Source organism: Streptomyces sp. NBC_00984 (genome assembly GCF_045162475.1).
GTDB lineage: Bacteria > Actinomycetota > Actinomycetes > Streptomycetales > Streptomycetaceae > Streptomyces.
The window spans coordinates 2241938-2258477 of record NZ_CP108734.1 but is presented as its reverse complement, the minus strand read 5'-3'; the positions used below and the strand labels follow the sequence as shown (position 1 = coordinate 2258477).

Below are 16540 nucleotides of genomic sequence, written 5' to 3'. Positions count from 1 at the left end.
CGTCAGAAGGAATCGTCCGGCCGGGCAATGGACTTCGGCCGTTGCCCGGCCGTGTGCCCGGCGCACATACTGGCGGCCGGTGCCCTCGGCGTGCCCCGGATCCGGGCGGCCGGCGCCGGCACGCGGGGGAGCATCATGTACGGGACAGGCGAACGCGGGGGAGTGGCATGAGTGACGACAGCACCGGACGAGCGGACACCACCGGGCGGGGCGGTACCGCAGTCGCCGAGCAACCGGCCGGCGGGCCGATGGTCCGGGTCGAGGACCTGCACCGCTCGTACGGCTCCGGCTCCGGCTCCGGCGCCGGAGCGGTGCACGCGCTGCGCGGGGTGTCCTTCGAGGTGCCGCGCGGCGAGCTCGTCGCGCTCAAGGGGCGCTCGGGCTCGGGCAAGACCACCCTCCTCAACCTGCTCGGCGGGCTCGACAGCCCCGACGGCGGCCGGATCACCGTCGACGGCACGGACCTCGCCGAGCTCGGCGAGGACGGGCTCCTGGAACTGCGCCGGGACCGGATCGGCTTCATCTTCCAGTCGTTCGGCCTGATCCCGATCCTGACCGCGGCGGAGAACGTCGGCGTGCCCATGCGGCTGCGCAAGGCGGACCCGCGCGAGCGCGAGGACCGGGTGGCGCTGCTGCTCTCCCTGGTCGGCCTCGCCGACCACGCCGCCCAGCGTCCCGGCGAGCTCTCCGGGGGCCAGCAGCAGCGAGTCGCGATTGCCCGCGCACTCGCCAACCGGCCCGCGCTGCTGATCGCGGACGAGCCGACGGGGCAGCTGGACGCGGAGACCGGGCTCGCGGTGATGGAGCTGCTGCGGGCAGTGGTGCGCAGCGAGGGCGTCACCGCGCTGGTGGCCACGCACGACGCACAGCTGCTGGGGCTGGCGGACCGGGTGCTGGAACTGAGCGACGGACACATCGTCGAGCACGCGTAGGAGGGACGGGGGAGAGCCTCCGAAGGGCGCCCGCGATCCGGCGGAGGGCGCCCGCGATCCGTCCGGGGTTCGTCCGGGGCGTCAGAATCCTGTCAATTCGGTCCCTCACCCCACCCCCCGTCCCATTTGTCGACAATGCGCGGGGTAGCTTCGAACCGGCTGCCGCATCGGACGCAGCCGGTTCAAGAGAAGACAATGGGGCCATGGCACGCGGCAAGCTTCGGATCTACCTGGGTGCGGCACCCGGCGTCGGCAAGACGTACGCGATGCTCTCCGAGGCCCATCGACGGGTGGAGCGGGGCACCGACTGCGTCGTCGCCTTCGTGGAGCACCACGACCGGCCGCGCACCGAGGTCATGCTGCACGGCCTGGAACAGATCCGGCGCCGCGAGATCGAGTACCGCTCCGCCGTCTTCACCGAGATGGACGTCGACGCGGTCCTGGAGCGTGCCCCCGCCGTCGCCCTGGTGGACGAACTGGCGCACACCAATGTGCCGGGATCCCGCAACGCCAAACGCTGGCAGGACGTCGAAGAGCTCCTCCAGGCCGGCATCGACGTGGTGTCCACCGTCAACATCCAGCACCTGGAGTCGCTCGGTGACGTCGTCGAGGCGATAACCGGCGTGCGACAGCGCGAGACCGTCCCCGACGAGGTCGTCCGCCGGGCCGACCAGCTCGAACTCGTCGACATGTCGCCACAGGCGCTGCGCCGCCGGATGGCCCACGGCAACATCTACAAGCCGGACCGGATCGACGCCTCGCTGTCCAACTACTTCCGCCCCGGCAACCTGACCGCCCTGCGCGAGCTGGCCCTCCTCTGGGTCGCCGACCGGGTCGACGAATATCTCCAGGAGTACCGCGGCGAACACAACATCCGCACCACCTGGCAGGCCCGCGAACGCATCGTCGTCGGCCTCACCGGCGGTCCCGAGGGCCGTACGCTCATCCGCCGCGCGTCCCGGATGGCGGCCAAGGGGTCGGGCAGCGAGATCCTCGCCGTCTACATCGCCCGCAGCGACGGGCTGACCTCCGCATCGCCCAAGGAACTCACCGTCCAGCGCACCCTCGTGGAGGACCTCGGCGGCACGTTCCACCATGTCATCGGCGACGACATACCGTCGGCGCTCCTCGAATTCGCCCGTGGGGTGAACGCCACGCAGATCGTCCTCGGTTCCAGCCGCCGCAAGGCCTGGCAGTACATCTACGGGCCGGGCGTGGGCGCCACCGTCGCCCGGGAGTCCGGACCCGACCTCGACGTCCACATCGTCACCCACGAAGAGGTCGCCAAGGGCCGCGGTCTGCCCATCGCCCGCGGCGCCCGGCTCGGCCGGGTCCGGATCATCTGGGGCTGGCTGGTCGGGGTCGGCGGCCCGGCCCTTCTCACCCTGCTCCTGGCCGGACTGGACAGCGGCCCCGGACTCGCCAACGACGTCCTGCTCTTCCTCTTCCTGACCGTGGGCGCCGCGCTGCTCGGCGGACTGCTGCCCGCCCTCGCCTCGGCCGCCGTCGGCTCGATGCTGCTGAACTACTGGTTCACCCCGCCCACCCACACCCTGACCGTCCAGGACCCGGAGAACTTCGTCGCCATCGTGATCTTCTTCGCGGTGGCGGTCTCGGTCGCCTCGGTCGTCGACCTGGCGGCCCGCCGCACCCATCAGGCGGCCCGGCTGCGCGCCGAGTCGGAGATCCTCTCCTTCCTGGCCGGCAGCGTGCTGCGCGGCGAGACGACGCTGGACGCGCTCCTCGACCGGGTCCGCGAGACCTTCGGCATGGAATCCGTCGCCCTCCTGGAGCGCAGGAGCGACGTCGACCCGTGGACGTGCGCCGGGAGCGTCGGACCGGGCCCGGTGGCCCGGCCGGAGGACGCCGATGTGGACATGCCCGTCGGCGACCACATGGCGCTGGCGCTCTCCGGCCGGGTGCTGCCCGCCGAGGACCGCCGGGTGCTCGGCGCGTTCGCCGCCCAGGCGGCCGTCGTACTGGACCGGCAGCGCCTGGTCGGCGAGGCGGAGGAGGCCCGGCGGCTCGCCGAGGGCAACCGGATCAGGACGGCGCTCCTCGCCGCCGTCAGCCACGATCTGCGTACCCCGCTCGCCGCCATCAAGGCCGCCGTCAGCTCCCTGCGCTCCGACGACGTCGCCTGGTCCGACGAGGACCAGGCCGAACTCCTGGAGGGCATCGAGAACGGCGCCGACCGCCTCGATCACCTCGTGGGCAACCTCCTGGACATGTCCAGGCTCCAGACGGGCACCGTCACCCCGCTGATCCGCGAGATCGATCTCGACGAGGTGGTCCCGATGGCGCTCGGCGGTGTCCCCGAGGACAGCGTCGACCTGGACATCCCCGAGACCCTGCCGATGGTCGCGGTCGACCCCGGGCTGCTGGAGCGGGCCGTCGCCAACATCGTCGAGAACGCCGTGAAGTACAGCCGCTACGCGGAACGCGTCACCGTGGCCGCCAGCGCGCTCGGCGAACGCGTCGAGCTACGGGTGGCCGACCGCGGCCCCGGCGTCCCCGACGACGCCAAGGAGCGCATCTTCGAGCCCTTCCAGCGCTACGGCGACGCCCCGCGCGGCGCGGGCGTCGGCCTGGGGCTCGCCGTGGCCCGCGGTTTCGTGGAGTCCATGGGCGGCACTCTGGACGCCGAGGACACCCCCGGCGGCGGCCTCACCATGGTGCTGACCCTCAAGGCGGCTTCGGGATACGTTCCGGTCAGCCCCGACCTGCCCGCGCGGGTCACCTCATGACCGCGCGGACACCTCATGACCACGCGGGACACTCCATGACCGCGCAGGTCACCTCATGATCACCGGTACGTCCCGGGAGATCGCCGTACAGCAGAAAGGCAGGGCCCCCATGACCCGGGTGCTTGTGGTCGACGACGAGCCGCAGATCGTACGCGCCCTCGTGATCAACCTGAAGGCGCGCAAGTACGAGGTGGACGCGGCGCCCGACGGCGCGACCGCCCTCCAGCTCGCCGCCGCCCGCCACCCCGATGTCGTCGTCCTCGACCTCGGGCTGCCGGACATGGACGGCGTCGAGGTGATCAAGGGGCTGCGCGGCTGGACCCGGGTGCCGATCCTGGTGCTCTCCGCCCGCCATACCTCCGACGAGAAGGTGGAGGCCCTGGACGCCGGAGCCGACGACTACGTCACCAAGCCGTTCGGCATGGACGAGCTGCTGGCCCGGCTGCGCGCCTCGGTCCGCCGCGCCGAACCCGTCGGGCAGCACGGCTCCGACGACATCGTGATCGTCGAGACCGAGGGGTTCACCGTCGACCTGGCGGCGAAGAAGGTCCACCGCGCGGGACGCGACGTACGCCTCACGCCCACCGAGTGGCATCTGCTGGAGGTCCTGGTCCGCAACAGCGGCCGGCTGGTCAGCCAGAAGCAGCTGCTCCAGGAGGTCTGGGGGCCCTCGTACGGAACCGAGACCAACTATCTGCGGGTCTACATGGCCCAGCTGAGGCGCAAACTGGAGGCCGACCCCTCGCATCCCCGGCATTTCGTGACCGAGCCGGGCATGGGATACCGCTTCGAGCGCGGCTGAGAACAGGTCACCGGGCCCGAGGCCGGACGGGTCGCCGGGCCCTCTCCCGTGACGCACCCCGGTCACCCGTTCGAGTGAGACCGGGGACACCCGCCCGGAGCAGCCGGGACCGGTACCCTTCGGGTATGAGTGCTGTCCCACGATCCGACAAGCCCGGCAAGGCGGAGAAGCCGTCGGGCCGCTTCCGGCGGATGCTCGACCGGCTGTCCAGCTCCCAGGAGGACCTCGAGTCCGAGGAGCTGCAGGAGGACGCGCAGGCCTCGGGTTGCACGCGGATCTCCGAATGCACCGACCGCCAGATCGTGAAGGTGACTGGTACCTTGCGGACCGTCACCCTGCGGCCGCGCGCCGGAGTGCCCGCCCTGGAGGCCGAGCTCTTCGACGGCACCGCTCCGCTGGACGTTGTCTGGCTGGGCCGGCGCTCCATCGCGGGCATAGAACCGGGTCGCAAGCTCATCGCCTCGGGCCGGATCGCCATGAGTCACGGGCGCCGGGTGCTGTTCAACCCCAAATACGAACTCCGACCGCTCGGCAAGGAGTAGCCGGTGACGTCTCTCGACAAGCCGACGTCCGACACGGACCGCACCACCCGCACCGACCAGCAGGGGGCCGACGCGAAGGCGGTCACCGAGGCCGCGCTCTTCGAGGCGTTCGGCGGTGTCCGGGGCATGGTGGAGACAGTCCTTCCCGGGCTGCTGTTCGTCACCATCTTCACGATCAACAAGGATCTGCACCTCTCGGCCATCGCGGCCCTGGTGGTGTCGCTGGTCCTTGTCGCCGTACGGCTGATCCGAAGGGACACCGTCAAGCACGCCTTCAGCGGTGTCTTCGGTGTGGCCTTCGGCGTGGTCTTCGCGATGATGACGGGCAATGCCAAGGACTTCTACCTGCCGGGCATGCTGTACACGCTCGGCCTCGCCCTCGCCTACCTGATCACCACCCTCGCGGGGGTGCCCCTGATCGGCCTGATGCTGGGGCCGGTGTTCAAGGAGAACCTCTCCTGGCGCACCAGGAACCCCGGCCGCAAGAAGGCGTACGCCAAGGCCAGCTACGCCTGGGGGCTGATCCTGCTCGCCAAGTGCGCGATCCTCTTCCCGCTGTACTGGTGGGCCGACACCACCCAGTTGGGCTGGGTCTTGGTAGCCCTGAAGATCCCCCCGTTCCTGCTCGCGGTCTATCTGACCTGGGTCTTCCTCGCCAAGGCGCCGCCGCCCATCGATGTCTTCGCCGAGATGGAGGCCGAGGAGCAGGTCGAGAAGGACCGCAAGGCGACCGCGGCCGCCGCGGTCCGCAACCAGGAGTTCTGAGAGCACTCGACCTGTGCAAGGGGCCCGGAACCGTGTCACACGGTTCCGGGCCCCTTCCACAGGTCCGCCCTGCGGCTCACTCGTCCGAGTCGCCCCGGCGCACCGACAACAGGTCCTCCAACTGCTCCTCGCGCGCCTGCGCGGCCACGAACAGCAGCTCGTCACCGGCCTCCAGGGTCTCCTCGGTGCTCGGCGTCAGCACGCGCTGACCGCGGATGATGGTGACCAGCGAGGTGTCCTCGGGCCAGGCCACATCGCCGACCTGGGTGCCGGCCAGCGCCGACTCCGGGGGCAGCGTCAGCTCGACCAGGTTGGCGTCGCCGTGGCTGAAGCGCAGCAGCCGGACCAGATCGCCGACGCTCACCGCCTCCTCCACCAGGGCCGACATCAGACGCGGCGTCGAGACCGCCACATCGACGCCCCAGGCCTCGTTGAACAGCCACTCGTTCTTCGGGTTGTTGACCCGGGCGACGACCCTTGGCACGCCGTACTCGGTCTTGGCGAGCAGAGACACGACCAGATTCACCTTGTCGTCGCCGGTCGCGGCGATCACGACGTTGCAGCGCTGGAGCGCCGCCTCGTCGAGCGAGGTGATCTCGCAGGCGTCCGCCAGCAGCCACTCGGCCATCGGCACCCGCTCCACCGAGATGGCCGTCGGCGCCTTGTCGACGAGCAGCACCTCGTGCCCGTTCTCCAGCAGCTCGCCCGCGATGGAACGACCCACCGCACCGGCCCCGGCAATCGCGACACGCATCAGTGACCGCCCTCCTCAGGACCCTCGGCGAAGGCCGCCTCGACCTTCGCGATCTCGTCCGTACGCATCATCACGTGGACCAGGTCGCCCTCCTGCAGCACCGTCTGCGAGGTGGGCAGTATGGCTTCGCCCAGCCGGGTGAGGAACGCCACGCGGACGCCCGTCTCCTCCTGCAGCGTGCTGATCTTGTGGCCGATCCAGGACGGTGTGGTGTGCACCTCCGCGAGCTGCACACCGCCGCTCGGATCCCGCCACAGCGGCTCGGCGCCCGAAGGCAGCAGCCGCCGCAGCATCTGGTCCGCGGTCCAGCGCACGGTGGCGACCGTGGGGATGCCGAGACGCTGGTAGACCTCGGCGCGGCGGGGGTCGTAGATCCGCGCCGCGACATTTTCGATGCCGAACATCTCGCGGGCCACCCGGGCGGCGATGATGTTCGAGTTGTCACCGCTGCTCACCGCGGCGAACGCACCGGCGTCCTCGATACCCGCCTCGCGGAGGGTGTCCTGGTCGAAGCCGACACCCGTGACGCGCCGCCCGCCGAATCCGGACCCGAGGCGACGGAACGCCGTCGGGTCCTGGTCGATGACGGCGACCGTGTGCCCCTGCTGCTCCAGGGTCTGCGCGAGAGCGGCTCCTACTCGCCCGCAGCCCATGATGACGATGTGCACCTTGCGCCTACCTCGCAGTCCTGGTCGTCCGGCTGACCTGCGAAAACACCCTGCTCACACTACTTTCTCAGCTTGCCGGGCAAACAACGGGGCAACGGTCTGTCCCGTTGCCCAGGATGAGCTTATGCGGCCCGGAGTGCGAAGCCTCATCCGAGTGCGCTTTCCCCGTACCCCTCCCGGCGGACGCCGAAGGCCGCCGATCGCGGCTGCCGGCGGACGGACCCTTGAGTGCGAAGCGCACAGACATCTAACATGTCAGTTCATGGAGACCCTGCGCCCCGTCCGAAGGACCCTGCTGCGGGACACCGCCTACGAGGCGATCCGCGACGCCATCGTCCGCGGTGACCTTCCGCCCGGCGCCCCCGTCCGCGACGCCGACCTCGCCGAACGCCTCGGACTCTCCCGGGCCCCGGTCCGCGACGCGCTGTTCCGGCTCTGTGGCGAGGGTCTCGTCGAGTCAAAGCCGCAGAGCTACACCCGGGTGACCCGTCTGGTGCCGCGCGACGTCCGGGACGCGGCGGCCGTCGTACGGGCCATGCAGGAACTGGCCGCCAGGACCGCCGTGCCCCGCCTCACGGACGCGGACATCACCGCGATGCGCGAGGCCAACGACCGCTTCCGCGACGCGACCCGCCGCGGCGACGTGGCGGACGCACTGCGCGCCGACGACCGGCTCCACGACGTCCTCGTCACGGCCTGCGACAACCGCGCCGTGGCCGCCACCGTCGAGCGCTACACCCCTCTGATCCGGCGCCTGGAATGGCGACAGTTCGGCACGGCCGGCTCCGCGCACGGCTCCGCGGAGCTGCACGAGCGGCTGATCGAGGCGTGCGCGGAACGCGATGCCGAAGCCGCGGCCCGGATCACCGCCGAGATCTGGCAGGCGCTCGAAGAGCTCGCCGACGAACCGCCCGAGTAGCCCGACGGCCCACAGCCCCCCACCCCACCACCGAGCCAGGGAGTCCCCGTGACCACCACTACGCCCACCTCCCCGTCCTCCTCCTCGTCCCCTTCCATCTCCTCGTACGACCGCTACCCCCTCCTCTTCGGCCCCTCGCCCGTGCACCGGCTCGACCGGCTCACCGAGCACCTCGGCGGCGCCGCGGTCTGGGCCAAGCGGGAGGACTGCAACTCCGGCATCGCCTACGGGGGCAACAAGACCCGCAAGCTCGAATACCTCGTCGCCGACGCCCTCGCGAAGGGCTGCGACACACTCGTGTCCATCGGTGGCGTCCAGTCCAACCACACCCGCCAGGTCGCGGCGGTCGCCGCCCGCGCCGGTCTCAAGTGCGTACTCATCCAGGAGAGCTGGGTCGAGTGGCCCGATGCCGTCTACGACAAGGTCGGCAACATCCTGATCAGCCGTTTGGCCGGTGCCGACGTCCGCCTGGTGCGCGCCGGGTTCGGCATCGGCGTCAAGGAGAGCTGGGAGCAGGCGCTGCACGAGGTGGAGGAGGGCGGCGGCAAGCCGTACGCCATCCCCGCGGGCGCGTCCGACCACCCGCTGGGCGGGCTCGGCTTCGCCAACTGGGCGTACGAGGTCGCCGAGCAGGAACGCGCACTCGGCGTGTTCTTCGACACCGTGGTGGTCTGCTCGGTCACCGGCTCCACCCAGGCAGGCATGGTCGCGGGCTTCGCCGCACTGGAGCAGGCGGGCGCCCGCCCGCGACGCGTGCTGGGCATCGACGCCTCCGCCGAGCCCGCTCGTACCCGCGAGCAGATCGCCCGGATCGCGGCCGCCACCGCACGGCTCATCGGCGTGCGCCGGGAGCTCACCGTGGACGACATCGAACTCGACGAGCGCTACCACGCGGGCACCTACGGCATCCCCGACGACACGACCCTCGACGCGATGCGGCTCGCCGCCCGTACCGAGGGCATGGTCACCGACCCCGTGTACGAGGGGAAGTCGATGGCGGGAATGGCCGACCTCGTGGCGCGCGGCGAGATCGCCCGCGATTCCACCGTCCTTTACGCGCATCTCGGCGGCCAGCCCGCATTGAATGGTTACAGCGCCCTTTTCGCGGACGCCTGAGTGCAAGGATTTCGTTAAGGATTTCGTGGCTTTTTCGGCCGGGCGCAGGAGATTGCGGGGCCACGGGGGTGGTGCGTCTGCGGCTTCCATACGGAACGCTTACGATCCTCTGCGTGTCCAAACTGACCGACGTGCCCAAACGGATTCTGATCGGACGGGCGTTGCGCAGCGACAAGCTGGGAGAAACGCTCCTCCCCAAGCGCATCGCACTTCCCGTCTTCGCATCCGACCCGCTGTCCTCGGTGGCCTACGCGCCTGGAGAAGTCCTCCTGGTGCTTTCCGTCGCGGGCGTGTCGGCGTACCACTTCAGCCCCTGGATCGCGCTCGCCGTCGTGGTGCTGATGTTCACGGTCGTCGCCTCGTACCGGCAGAACGTGCACGCGTATCCGAGCGGTGGTGGTGACTACGAGGTCGCCACCACCAACCTCGGCCCCAAGGCCGGGCTGACCGTGGCCAGCGCGCTGCTGGTCGACTACGTGCTGACCGTCGCCGTGTCGATCGCCTCCGGGGTGGAGAACCTCGGGTCCGCGATCCCGTTCGTCGTCGAGCACAAGACGGTGTGCGCCATCGCCGCCATCGTGCTCCTGACGCTGATGAATCTGCGCGGCGTCAAGGAGTCCGGCAAGCTCTTCGCCATTCCCACGTACCTCTTCGTGGCCGGCGTCTTCATCATGATCATCTGGGGTGCGTTCCGCGGACTGGTCCTCGGCGACACCATGCACGCCCCGACCTCGGGCTACGAGATCAAGGCCGAGCACGCGGGGCTGAGCGGCTTCGCGCTGGTCTTCCTGCTGCTGCGGGCCTTTTCCTCCGGCTGCGCGGCCCTCACCGGAGTCGAGGCGATCAGTAATGGCGTGCCCGCCTTCCGCAAGCCGAAGAGCAAGAATGCCGCGACGACCCTCGCGATGATGGGCCTGCTGGCCGTCACCATGTTCTGCGGCATCATCGGCCTGGCCATGGCCACCGATGTGAAGATGGCCGAGAATCCGGCCAAGGACCTGATCAACCACGGTGTCCCGGTCGGCTCCTCCTTCGTCCAGGACCCGGTGATCTCCCAGGTCGCGGCCGCGGTCTTCGGCGACGGCACGTTCTTCTTCGTCGTCCTCGCGGCGGCCACCGCACTCGTTCTCTTCCTCGCCGCCAACACCGCGTACAACGGCTTCCCGCTGCTCGGCTCGATCCTCGCGCAGGACCGCTACCTGCCCCGCCAGCTCCACACCCGCGGTGACCGGCTCGCCTTCTCCAACGGCATCGTGCTCCTGGCGGGCGCGGCGATCCTGCTCACCTGGATCTACGGGGCGGACTCGACCCGGCTCATCCAGCTCTACATCGTCGGCGTCTTCGTCTCCTTCACCCTCAGCCAGACCGGCATGGTCCGGCACTGGAACCGCCACCTGAGGACGGAGAAGGACCCGGCGAAGCGCCGCCACATGGTGCGCTCCCGCGCGATCAACACCTTCGGTGCCTTCTTCACCGGCCTGGTGCTCGTCGTCGTGCTCGCGACCAAATTCACCCACGGCGCCTGGGTCGCACTCCTCGGCATGGTGATCTTCTACGGGACGATGACCGCGATCCGCAGGCACTACGACCGGGTCGCCGAGGAGATCGCCGCCGACGAGACCCCGTCCGACGAGACGATCCGACCCTCCAGGGTCCACTCGATCGTCCTGGTCTCCAAGCTCCACCGGCCCACCCTGCGCGCCCTCGCCTACGCCAAGCTGATCCGCTCCGACCAGCTGGAGGCGCTCTCCATCAGCGTCGACCCGGCCGAGACCAAGGCGCTCAAGGACGACTGGGAGCGGCGCGGCATCGACATCCCGCTGAAGATCCTCGACTCCCCGTACCGCGAGGTGACCCGGCCGGTCATCGACTACGTGAAGAGCCTGCGCCGGGAGAGCCCGCGCGACGTCGTGAGCGTGTACATCCCGGAGTACGTGGTCGGCCACTGGTACGAGCACCTCCTCCACAACCAGAGCGCCCTGCGCCTCAAGGGGCGGCTGCTCTTCACCCCGGGCGTCATGGTGACCTCCGTGCCGTATCAGCTGGAGTCCTCCGAGGCGGCCAAGAAGCGCGCCAGGAAGCGCGCCGAATGGAACGCGCCGGGATCGGTGCGCCGCGGCCCCGTGGAGCGCAGGCCCAAGGAACCCAGCGGCAAGAGCTGACCGCCCCCGCCCGCTCGTGGTAAGCGGCCGGACGACACCCACGTAGACTCGTGGGTTGTTGTCCGGCCGTTCTTCCCTTGATCTCTGGAGCCACCCCCTCATGCAGAACGAACCCACGTCGTCGCTGGTCGGGGAGGAGTACGAGGTCGAGGTCGGCCCCGTCGCGCACGGCGGCCACTGCATCGCCCGTACCTCGGAGGGCCGGGTCCTCTTCGTACGGCACACGCTCCCCGGCGAGAAGGTCGTCGCCAGGGTCACCGACGGCGAGAGCGACTCCCGCTTCCTGCGCGCCGACGCGGTACGGATCATCGAGGCGTCCAAGGACCGCGTCGAGGCACCCTGCCCGTACGCCGGCCCCGGCAAGTGCGGCGGCTGCGACTGGCAGCACGCCAAGCCCGGCGCCCAGCGCCGGCTCAAGGGCGAAGTGATCGCCGAACAGCTCCAGCGCCTCGCGGGCCTCACCCCCGAGGAGGCGGGCTGGGACGGCACGGTCATGCCGGCCGAGGGCGACAAGCTCCCGCCGGGCGAGGTACCCGCCTGGCGCACCCGCGTCCAGTACGCCATCGACGAGGACGGCAAGGTCGGCCTCCGCAAGCACCGCTCGCACGACGTGGAGCCCGTGGAGCGCTGCCTGATCGCGGCACCCGGCGTCACGGAGCTCGGCATCGAGAAGCGGGAATGGCCCGGCATGGCCTCGGTGGAGGCCATCGCCGCCACCGGTTCCCACGACCGTCAGGTCATCCTCACCCCGAGGCCCGGCGGCCGGCTGCCCCTGGTCGAGCTCGACAAGCCCGTCTCGGTGATGCGCGTCGACGAGCGCGACGGCGGCGTCCACCGGGTGCACGGCCGCGCCTTCGTCCGCGAGCGCGCCGACGACCGCACCTACCGGGTCGGCTCCGGCGGCTTCTGGCAGGTTCACCCGCAGGCCGCCAACACCCTGGTCCGCGCCGTCATGCAGGGCCTCCTGCCCCGCAAGAACGACATGGCCCTCGACCTCTACTGCGGCGTCGGCCTGTTCGCCGGCGCCATCGGCCAGCGCATCGGCGAGAAGGGCGCGGTCCTCGGCATCGAGTCCGGCAAGCGCGCCGTCGAGGACGCCCGCCACAACCTGAAGGACCTGGACCGGGTCCGCATCGAGCACGGCAAGGTCGACCAGATCCTCCCGCGCACCGGCATCACCGAGTGCGACCTGATCGTCCTCGACCCGCCCCGCGCGGGCGCCGGCAAGCAGACGGTCAAGCACCTGGCGGGCCTGGGCGCCCGCCGCATCGCGTATGTCGCCTGCGACCCGGCGGCCCTGGCGCGGGACCTGGCCTACTTCAGGGAGGGCGGGTACCGGGTGCGGACGCTGCGGGCGTTCGATCTGTTTCCGATGACGCATCATGTGGAGTGCGTGGCGATCCTTGAGCCTCGTGAGAAGGGCGCCTGACTGGGGGATTCATGCGCGCGCATTTGAAGCTCAGGTAAGACTCTCCAGACCGAGCTTTGCCAGCCGTGACCGAATGGCGCTGGGCTTCCGGCCGAACTGCTTCCCGAGGGTGCCGAAGTCGCGTTCTCCTTGCTGGTAGAGCGCGAGGAGTCGAGCGTCGTCCTGTGGCGCCCATGGTTGGCCCATCTGTGGGTAGCGGGAGTGCAGTTCGTCTGATGACTCCTGCCGCCTGCCGGGGTCTCCTTGTGGGCAGAGTGACTCGATCACGTCCAGCGAGAAGCTCCCGACCAGGGTTCCTGTGAGCCAGAGGTCCAGGTGGTTGTCCTCGAACGTGATTCGGTCTGCTTGGACGGTGACTGCTCGGCGGAGAACGTCGCTATCGCTCGGGTCCTGCTGATAGTCGGTGAACGTCAGGCGGAACGTTGCGTGTGTGCTGGATACCCCCATGCGACCATCTTGGGCCTGTGGCTACGGATGCGGAAGATCGTTTCTCGCCCTTGCCCACTGACAGGGCGGCCCGCGCTTGCGCCGTGCGCGGGCCTTGACCGCCGCATTGGTGAACTCGCCGTTATTTCCGTGTACTTTCGCCCCGATGGCGCCCGGGTGAGCTTCGGGCACTGCTTTCCTTCGCTTTCGCGATCAGTGAGACGGAACTGTGGCAGTCTCAACTGCCCTCGTCGTCGGGTCGAAGACACATCGACTGGTCGAGATTGGGGCTTCGGGGGCGGGGTGCCGCGTTGGTCGAGAGCATCAGGAGTGCGGGACGGAGGTGGACCAGGCGCGGGACCAGGACTGGCTGGCTTCTTGCGTTCGTTGCTCCTGGCGAGCTTGCCGTGACAGCATTCGACAGGTCTTCTGGTCGGCTGACAGTGGCCAGCGTGAATTCCTCACGTATGGTCGGCTGGTGAGTCGCTGTCCGTAGGGAAGCAGTGATTCGCTCTCCCTCTGGTGGGCGTTGCCGGTCAGTGGGGCGCCGGGGGGTCGACCTCGCCGCCGACCCCGGAGCGTCCGGTTCGCACCCCGGCGAGCTGAACGCCCATGTGATCCCGGATGGATTCGCCAAAAGCGCTGGTGACCGCGTCGGTGATCGCCCGGACAGGAGGTCAAGGAGGGTCTCGCGTTCGTCGGCCTTGGCCCCGGTCAGGGCGAAGGCGATGGGCAGGGCCCTGAAGGGTGCAGACCAGGTGCAGGCGCAGGCCCCAGAAGAAGCGGCTGTGGCTGGCGCAGTAGCCGTATTCGGCCCAACCTGCCAGGTCGGAGCGTTTGACGGTCTCGCGGGAGCGGCCGCATTCCACCGGGGTGGAGTCCACGACCCATACGTCGTCGCTCCACACCGAGGTGGTGGTGGCCAGGATCCGGTTGACGCTTCGCATCAGACCGGCGGCCTTGCGCAGCCGCTTGTTGTAGCCGGGCTGCGGGGGCAGGTAGAGGAAGAGGTGGCGCAGGTGGGCACGGGCATGGCGGAGCCATTTGGCCTCGGAGGTGTAGCCGAGGATGGCCTGCATCGTGGCGAGGGTGACCAGTTCGGCATCGCTCAGGCGGGGCGTAATGCTGACCGGCGGGCGCCACGGCGCCAGGTCGGGATGGTCCTTCAGCATGTCGTCGGTCGCCGCATAGAGTGCTGTCGCGAGGGTGTCCACGTCGTTCGTCACAAAACGATCTTGGACACCCTCGTTCTCGTCTCCGCAGGCACCCCTTGGACCACACCACCAGGAGGAACCAGTGTCATACCCGCAACTGCTCACCCCCGAGGAGAAGCTCGCCGACGCGAAGAAGCTGTTGAGCCTCCCGCGTATCGTCGTGATCTGCGGCTCCACCCGCTTCATGACCGAGATGAACGAGGCCGATCTGCGGGAGACCAAAACCGGAAAGATTGTCGTCAAACCGGGCTGTGACATGAAGTCGCCGCACGAACTTCGGTCCGATCCTGTCGAGGCCGAGGCGCTGAACGTTCGACTCGACGATCTGCACCGGGCGAAGATCCGGCTCGCTGATGAGGTGCTCGTAGTCGGCGACTACATCGGAGACAGCACCCGAGCCGAAATCGCCTACGCCCGGTCGCTGGGCAAGCCCGTGCGGTTCACGCACCCCGAAGTCGACCCTGACGCCTGACCGCCCGCTGCCACCTCGACAACCAGGGCCGGCAGCCCGCCGCCTGACCGTCTCGCGGTGGCTTCGGCCGCCGCCCACCCCATACCCTCCGCAGGCATCCCTTGGAATTGATCATCTAGGGATGCCGAAGATCTCGACGACGGCCATGGAGCGCGCCCGCTCGCCGTACACCTGGACCAGCGCCTCGGTGAGTGATCGGACCAGCTGCCTCTCGACCTTCCCGTCGAGTTCCTCCTCGTGCACACGTACCTGGAAGTGGGGCATCGGATTCTCCCGTCGGACTGCTCGCCTACTCTGGAGACAGCTTCACTTTGCACACAATGTATCTTTGTCATCAAACGTAAAGTCGAGAGGGTGCAGTGTCAACCGAGGAGTCCCCGCCCCAGAGGGCAGGTGCGGACCCCGGCGTCGACGACGCGGTCCGCACATTGCTGGTACTCATGCCGCGCCTGGTCGGAGCGGCCAAGCGGATTCCGGTCCCCGAGGAGCTCCAATCCCTTGAGCTGGCCCCCCGCCACCTGTCGCTGTTGTCGTATCTGCTCTTCGATGGGCCCATGACCGTCAATGAACTGGCAGCCAGGCTCGAAGTCGCGCCGACGACCGTCAGTCTGTTGGTCGGCGAACTGAGCCGGAAGGAGCTCCTGGAGCGACAAGAGGACCCGGCGGACCGGCGGCGCCGCATCGTGAGCATCGCCGCCGAGAAGCGGCCGGCGATCCAAGGCTGGCTGGCGCGCGGCGCCGCCTCGTGGCGAACCGCCCTTGCGCCACTCTCCGTCAGTGAGCGGCAGTTGTTCGTCCATACCCTGCGCGCGTACGAGACCGCCATGCTGGAGAGCCTGGCTTGAGCTGGCACAGCAGCCCCTGACTTGGCTGGGCACACTGCGCCCACCTGCACCCAGGCTGCTCGGTGTCCCGCTCCTGGGATGCGCCGTAGAGCCGTGTGTGCCGGGTGAGGGGTCCTGCCCGTGCCGCCGCCGCAGCGTTCGCACGGACGCCGGACACCTAAACTGGCCCACGGCGCGAGGACTGCCCAGGACGGAACGGGACGGAACGGGACCGAACGGGATGGGAGAGAGCGGGTTGTGACGGCAGACGTTGGTGACCCCGAAGATCCGCCCACCGAGGTGCTGGCCGAGGCGGCCGCCAAGTTCGGGTTGCTGGCGTCGTCGGCGCGGCTGCACATCATGTGGGCGCTGGCGCAGGGCGAGAGCGATGTCACCCACCTCTCGGTACGGGTGGGCGGGGCGCTGCCCGCGGTCAGTCAGCACCTGACAAAGCTGAGACTTGCCGGACTCGTACGCTCCCGCCGTGATGGCCGACGTCAGGTCTACTACGTCGACGATCCCGATGTCGTGACCGTGGTCCGGCTCATGGTCGGCCAGCTGGCCGCACGTGCCGAGGGAGCGGCGGGACCAAGGGGCCGACTGCGCGGGGCCGGTGCCTGATACTTCCGGGACCGCAGGATCGGGCCGGAGATGTCCGGGCCCGCAACCCGTTCTGCACGCCGCCGACGTTGCCGCGATCGACCACACCGTCACCGCGAAGCCGGTTCGCCGGCGGCGACATCGCTACGTACAGGTCCTGGTGCCGAA

16 protein-coding genes and 1 pseudogene are annotated in these 16540 nt (G+C 69.5%); 12 read left to right on the top strand and 5 right to left on the bottom strand.

Features of this window, described 5'->3' with window-relative positions:
* Positions 1 to 167 precede the first annotated feature (167 nt).
* The 5 genes from OG520_RS09655 to OG520_RS09635 all read left to right on the top strand — a co-directional run bounded on the left by OG520_RS09655 (position 168) and on the right by OG520_RS09635 (position 5788).
* Positions 168 to 932: an ABC transporter ATP-binding protein gene (locus tag OG520_RS09655; protein WP_406012902.1), complete on the top strand. Its 765-nt coding sequence runs from the start codon at positions 168 to 170 to the stop codon at positions 930 to 932.
* Between the two features lie 203 nt (positions 933 to 1135).
* Positions 1136 to 3679, top strand: a complete 2544-nt coding sequence (locus OG520_RS09650) for an ATP-binding protein (protein ID WP_399330497.1) — start codon at positions 1136 to 1138, stop codon at positions 3677 to 3679.
* Between the two features lie 109 nt (positions 3680 to 3788).
* Positions 3789 to 4481, top strand: a complete 693-nt coding sequence (locus OG520_RS09645) for a response regulator (RefSeq protein WP_266431337.1) — start codon at positions 3789 to 3791, stop codon at positions 4479 to 4481.
* Between the two features lie 125 nt (positions 4482 to 4606).
* Positions 4607 to 5023 carry an OB-fold nucleic acid binding domain-containing protein gene (locus OG520_RS09640; protein WP_399330499.1) on the top strand — a complete coding sequence of 139 codons (417 nt, stop codon included), beginning with the start codon at positions 4607 to 4609 and terminating at the stop codon, positions 5021 to 5023.
* Positions 5024 to 5026: 3 nt separating this feature from the next.
* Positions 5027 to 5788: a DUF3159 domain-containing protein gene (locus OG520_RS09635; RefSeq protein WP_406012901.1), complete on the top strand. Its 762-nt coding sequence runs from the start codon at positions 5027 to 5029 to the stop codon at positions 5786 to 5788.
* Positions 5789 to 5864: 76 nt separating this feature from the next.
* Here OG520_RS09635 and OG520_RS09630 read toward each other — a convergent pair whose 3' ends face one another.
* Together OG520_RS09630 and OG520_RS09625 are read right to left on the bottom strand one after the other, a co-directional pair.
* The gene (locus OG520_RS09630) at positions 5865 to 6542 is read right to left on the bottom strand and encodes a potassium channel family protein (protein ID WP_399330503.1); all 678 of its coding nucleotides are present in this window, start codon (positions 6540 to 6542) and stop codon (positions 5865 to 5867) included.
* Entirely contained in the window at positions 6542 to 7210 is a 669-nt protein-coding gene (locus OG520_RS09625; RefSeq protein WP_266427865.1) for a TrkA family potassium uptake protein, read from the bottom strand. Before OG520_RS09625 ends, OG520_RS09630 begins: the two co-directional genes overlap by 1 nt.
* A 262-nt stretch (positions 7211 to 7472) precedes the next feature.
* On the opposite strand from OG520_RS09625, the gene OG520_RS09620 reads away from it, so the two are divergent.
* The 4 genes from OG520_RS09620 (at position 7473) to OG520_RS09605 (ending at position 12836) form a co-directional block, all read left to right on the top strand.
* Positions 7473 to 8129, top strand: coding sequence for a GntR family transcriptional regulator (locus OG520_RS09620; RefSeq protein WP_406012900.1), 657 nt, complete (start codon positions 7473 to 7475; stop codon positions 8127 to 8129).
* A 48-nt stretch (positions 8130 to 8177) separates the two neighbouring features.
* The gene (locus tag OG520_RS09615; RefSeq protein ID WP_406012899.1) at positions 8178 to 9245 is read left to right on the top strand and encodes a 1-aminocyclopropane-1-carboxylate deaminase; all 1068 of its coding nucleotides are present in this window, start codon (positions 8178 to 8180) and stop codon (positions 9243 to 9245) included.
* A 113-nt stretch (positions 9246 to 9358) separates the two neighbouring features.
* Complete coding sequence (locus OG520_RS09610; protein WP_399330509.1) at positions 9359 to 11407, top strand: APC family permease; 2049 nt, start codon at positions 9359 to 9361, stop codon at positions 11405 to 11407.
* A 100-nt stretch (positions 11408 to 11507) separates the two neighbouring features.
* Positions 11508 to 12836 carry a class I SAM-dependent RNA methyltransferase gene (locus tag OG520_RS09605; RefSeq protein WP_406012898.1) on the top strand — a complete coding sequence of 443 codons (1329 nt, stop codon included), beginning with the start codon at positions 11508 to 11510 and terminating at the stop codon, positions 12834 to 12836.
* 30 nt (positions 12837 to 12866) lie between these two features.
* On the opposite strand, the gene OG520_RS09600 is transcribed toward OG520_RS09605, so the two are convergent.
* Together OG520_RS09600 and OG520_RS09595 are read right to left on the bottom strand one after the other, a co-directional pair.
* Positions 12867 to 13283, bottom strand: a complete 417-nt coding sequence (locus OG520_RS09600) for a hypothetical protein (protein WP_406012897.1) — start codon at positions 13281 to 13283, stop codon at positions 12867 to 12869.
* Positions 13284 to 13929: 646 nt separating this feature from the next.
* Positions 13930 to 14488, bottom strand: a pseudogene (locus OG520_RS09595) (transposase); the annotation flags it as partial.
* A 70-nt stretch (positions 14489 to 14558) separates the two neighbouring features.
* Here OG520_RS09595 and OG520_RS09590 point away from each other — a divergent pair.
* Positions 14559 to 14948 carry a hypothetical protein gene (locus tag OG520_RS09590; RefSeq protein WP_406012896.1) on the top strand — a complete coding sequence of 130 codons (390 nt, stop codon included), beginning with the start codon at positions 14559 to 14561 and terminating at the stop codon, positions 14946 to 14948.
* Between the two features lie 111 nt (positions 14949 to 15059).
* Here the strand turns inward: OG520_RS09590 and OG520_RS09585 are convergent, their stop codons facing one another.
* The gene (locus OG520_RS09585) at positions 15060 to 15212 is read right to left on the bottom strand and encodes a hypothetical protein (protein WP_406012895.1); all 153 of its coding nucleotides are present in this window, start codon (positions 15210 to 15212) and stop codon (positions 15060 to 15062) included.
* A 176-nt stretch (positions 15213 to 15388) separates the two neighbouring features.
* Here OG520_RS09585 and OG520_RS09580 point away from each other — a divergent pair, with 176 nt between their 5' ends.
* Both OG520_RS09580 and OG520_RS09575 read left to right on the top strand, forming a co-directional pair.
* On the top strand, positions 15389 to 15793 hold the full coding sequence (locus tag OG520_RS09580; protein WP_406012894.1) for a MarR family winged helix-turn-helix transcriptional regulator: 405 nt from the start codon (positions 15389 to 15391) through the stop codon (positions 15791 to 15793).
* A gap of 237 nt (positions 15794 to 16030) precedes the next feature.
* Positions 16031 to 16393, top strand: a complete 363-nt coding sequence (locus OG520_RS09575) for a metalloregulator ArsR/SmtB family transcription factor (RefSeq protein WP_266428021.1) — start codon at positions 16031 to 16033, stop codon at positions 16391 to 16393.
* The last annotated feature ends 147 nt before the right edge of the window (positions 16394 to 16540 follow it).

Coding starts and splice junctions, on each gene's coding strand:
- OG520_RS09655 (WP_406012902.1), top strand. CDS start 168: ATGAGTGACGACAGCACCGGACGAGCGGACACCACCGGGCGGGGCGGT.
- OG520_RS09650 (WP_399330497.1), top strand. CDS start 1,136: ATGGCACGCGGCAAGCTTCGGATCTACCTGGGTGCGGCACCCGGCGTC.
- OG520_RS09645 (WP_266431337.1), top strand. CDS start 3,789: ATGACCCGGGTGCTTGTGGTCGACGACGAGCCGCAGATCGTACGCGCC.
- OG520_RS09640 (WP_399330499.1), top strand. CDS start 4,607: ATGAGTGCTGTCCCACGATCCGACAAGCCCGGCAAGGCGGAGAAGCCG.
- OG520_RS09630 (WP_399330503.1), bottom strand. CDS start 6,542: ATGCGTGTCGCGATTGCCGGGGCCGGTGCGGTGGGTCGTTCCATCGCG.
- OG520_RS09620 (WP_406012900.1), top strand. CDS start 7,473: ATGGAGACCCTGCGCCCCGTCCGAAGGACCCTGCTGCGGGACACCGCC.
- OG520_RS09605 (WP_406012898.1), top strand. CDS start 11,508: ATGCAGAACGAACCCACGTCGTCGCTGGTCGGGGAGGAGTACGAGGTC.
- OG520_RS09600 (WP_406012897.1), bottom strand. CDS start 13,283: ATGGGGGTATCCAGCACACACGCAACGTTCCGCCTGACGTTCACCGAC.
- OG520_RS09585 (WP_406012895.1), bottom strand. CDS start 15,212: ATGCCCCACTTCCAGGTACGTGTGCACGAGGAGGAACTCGACGGGAAG.
- OG520_RS09580 (WP_406012894.1), top strand. CDS start 15,389: ATGCCGCGCCTGGTCGGAGCGGCCAAGCGGATTCCGGTCCCCGAGGAG.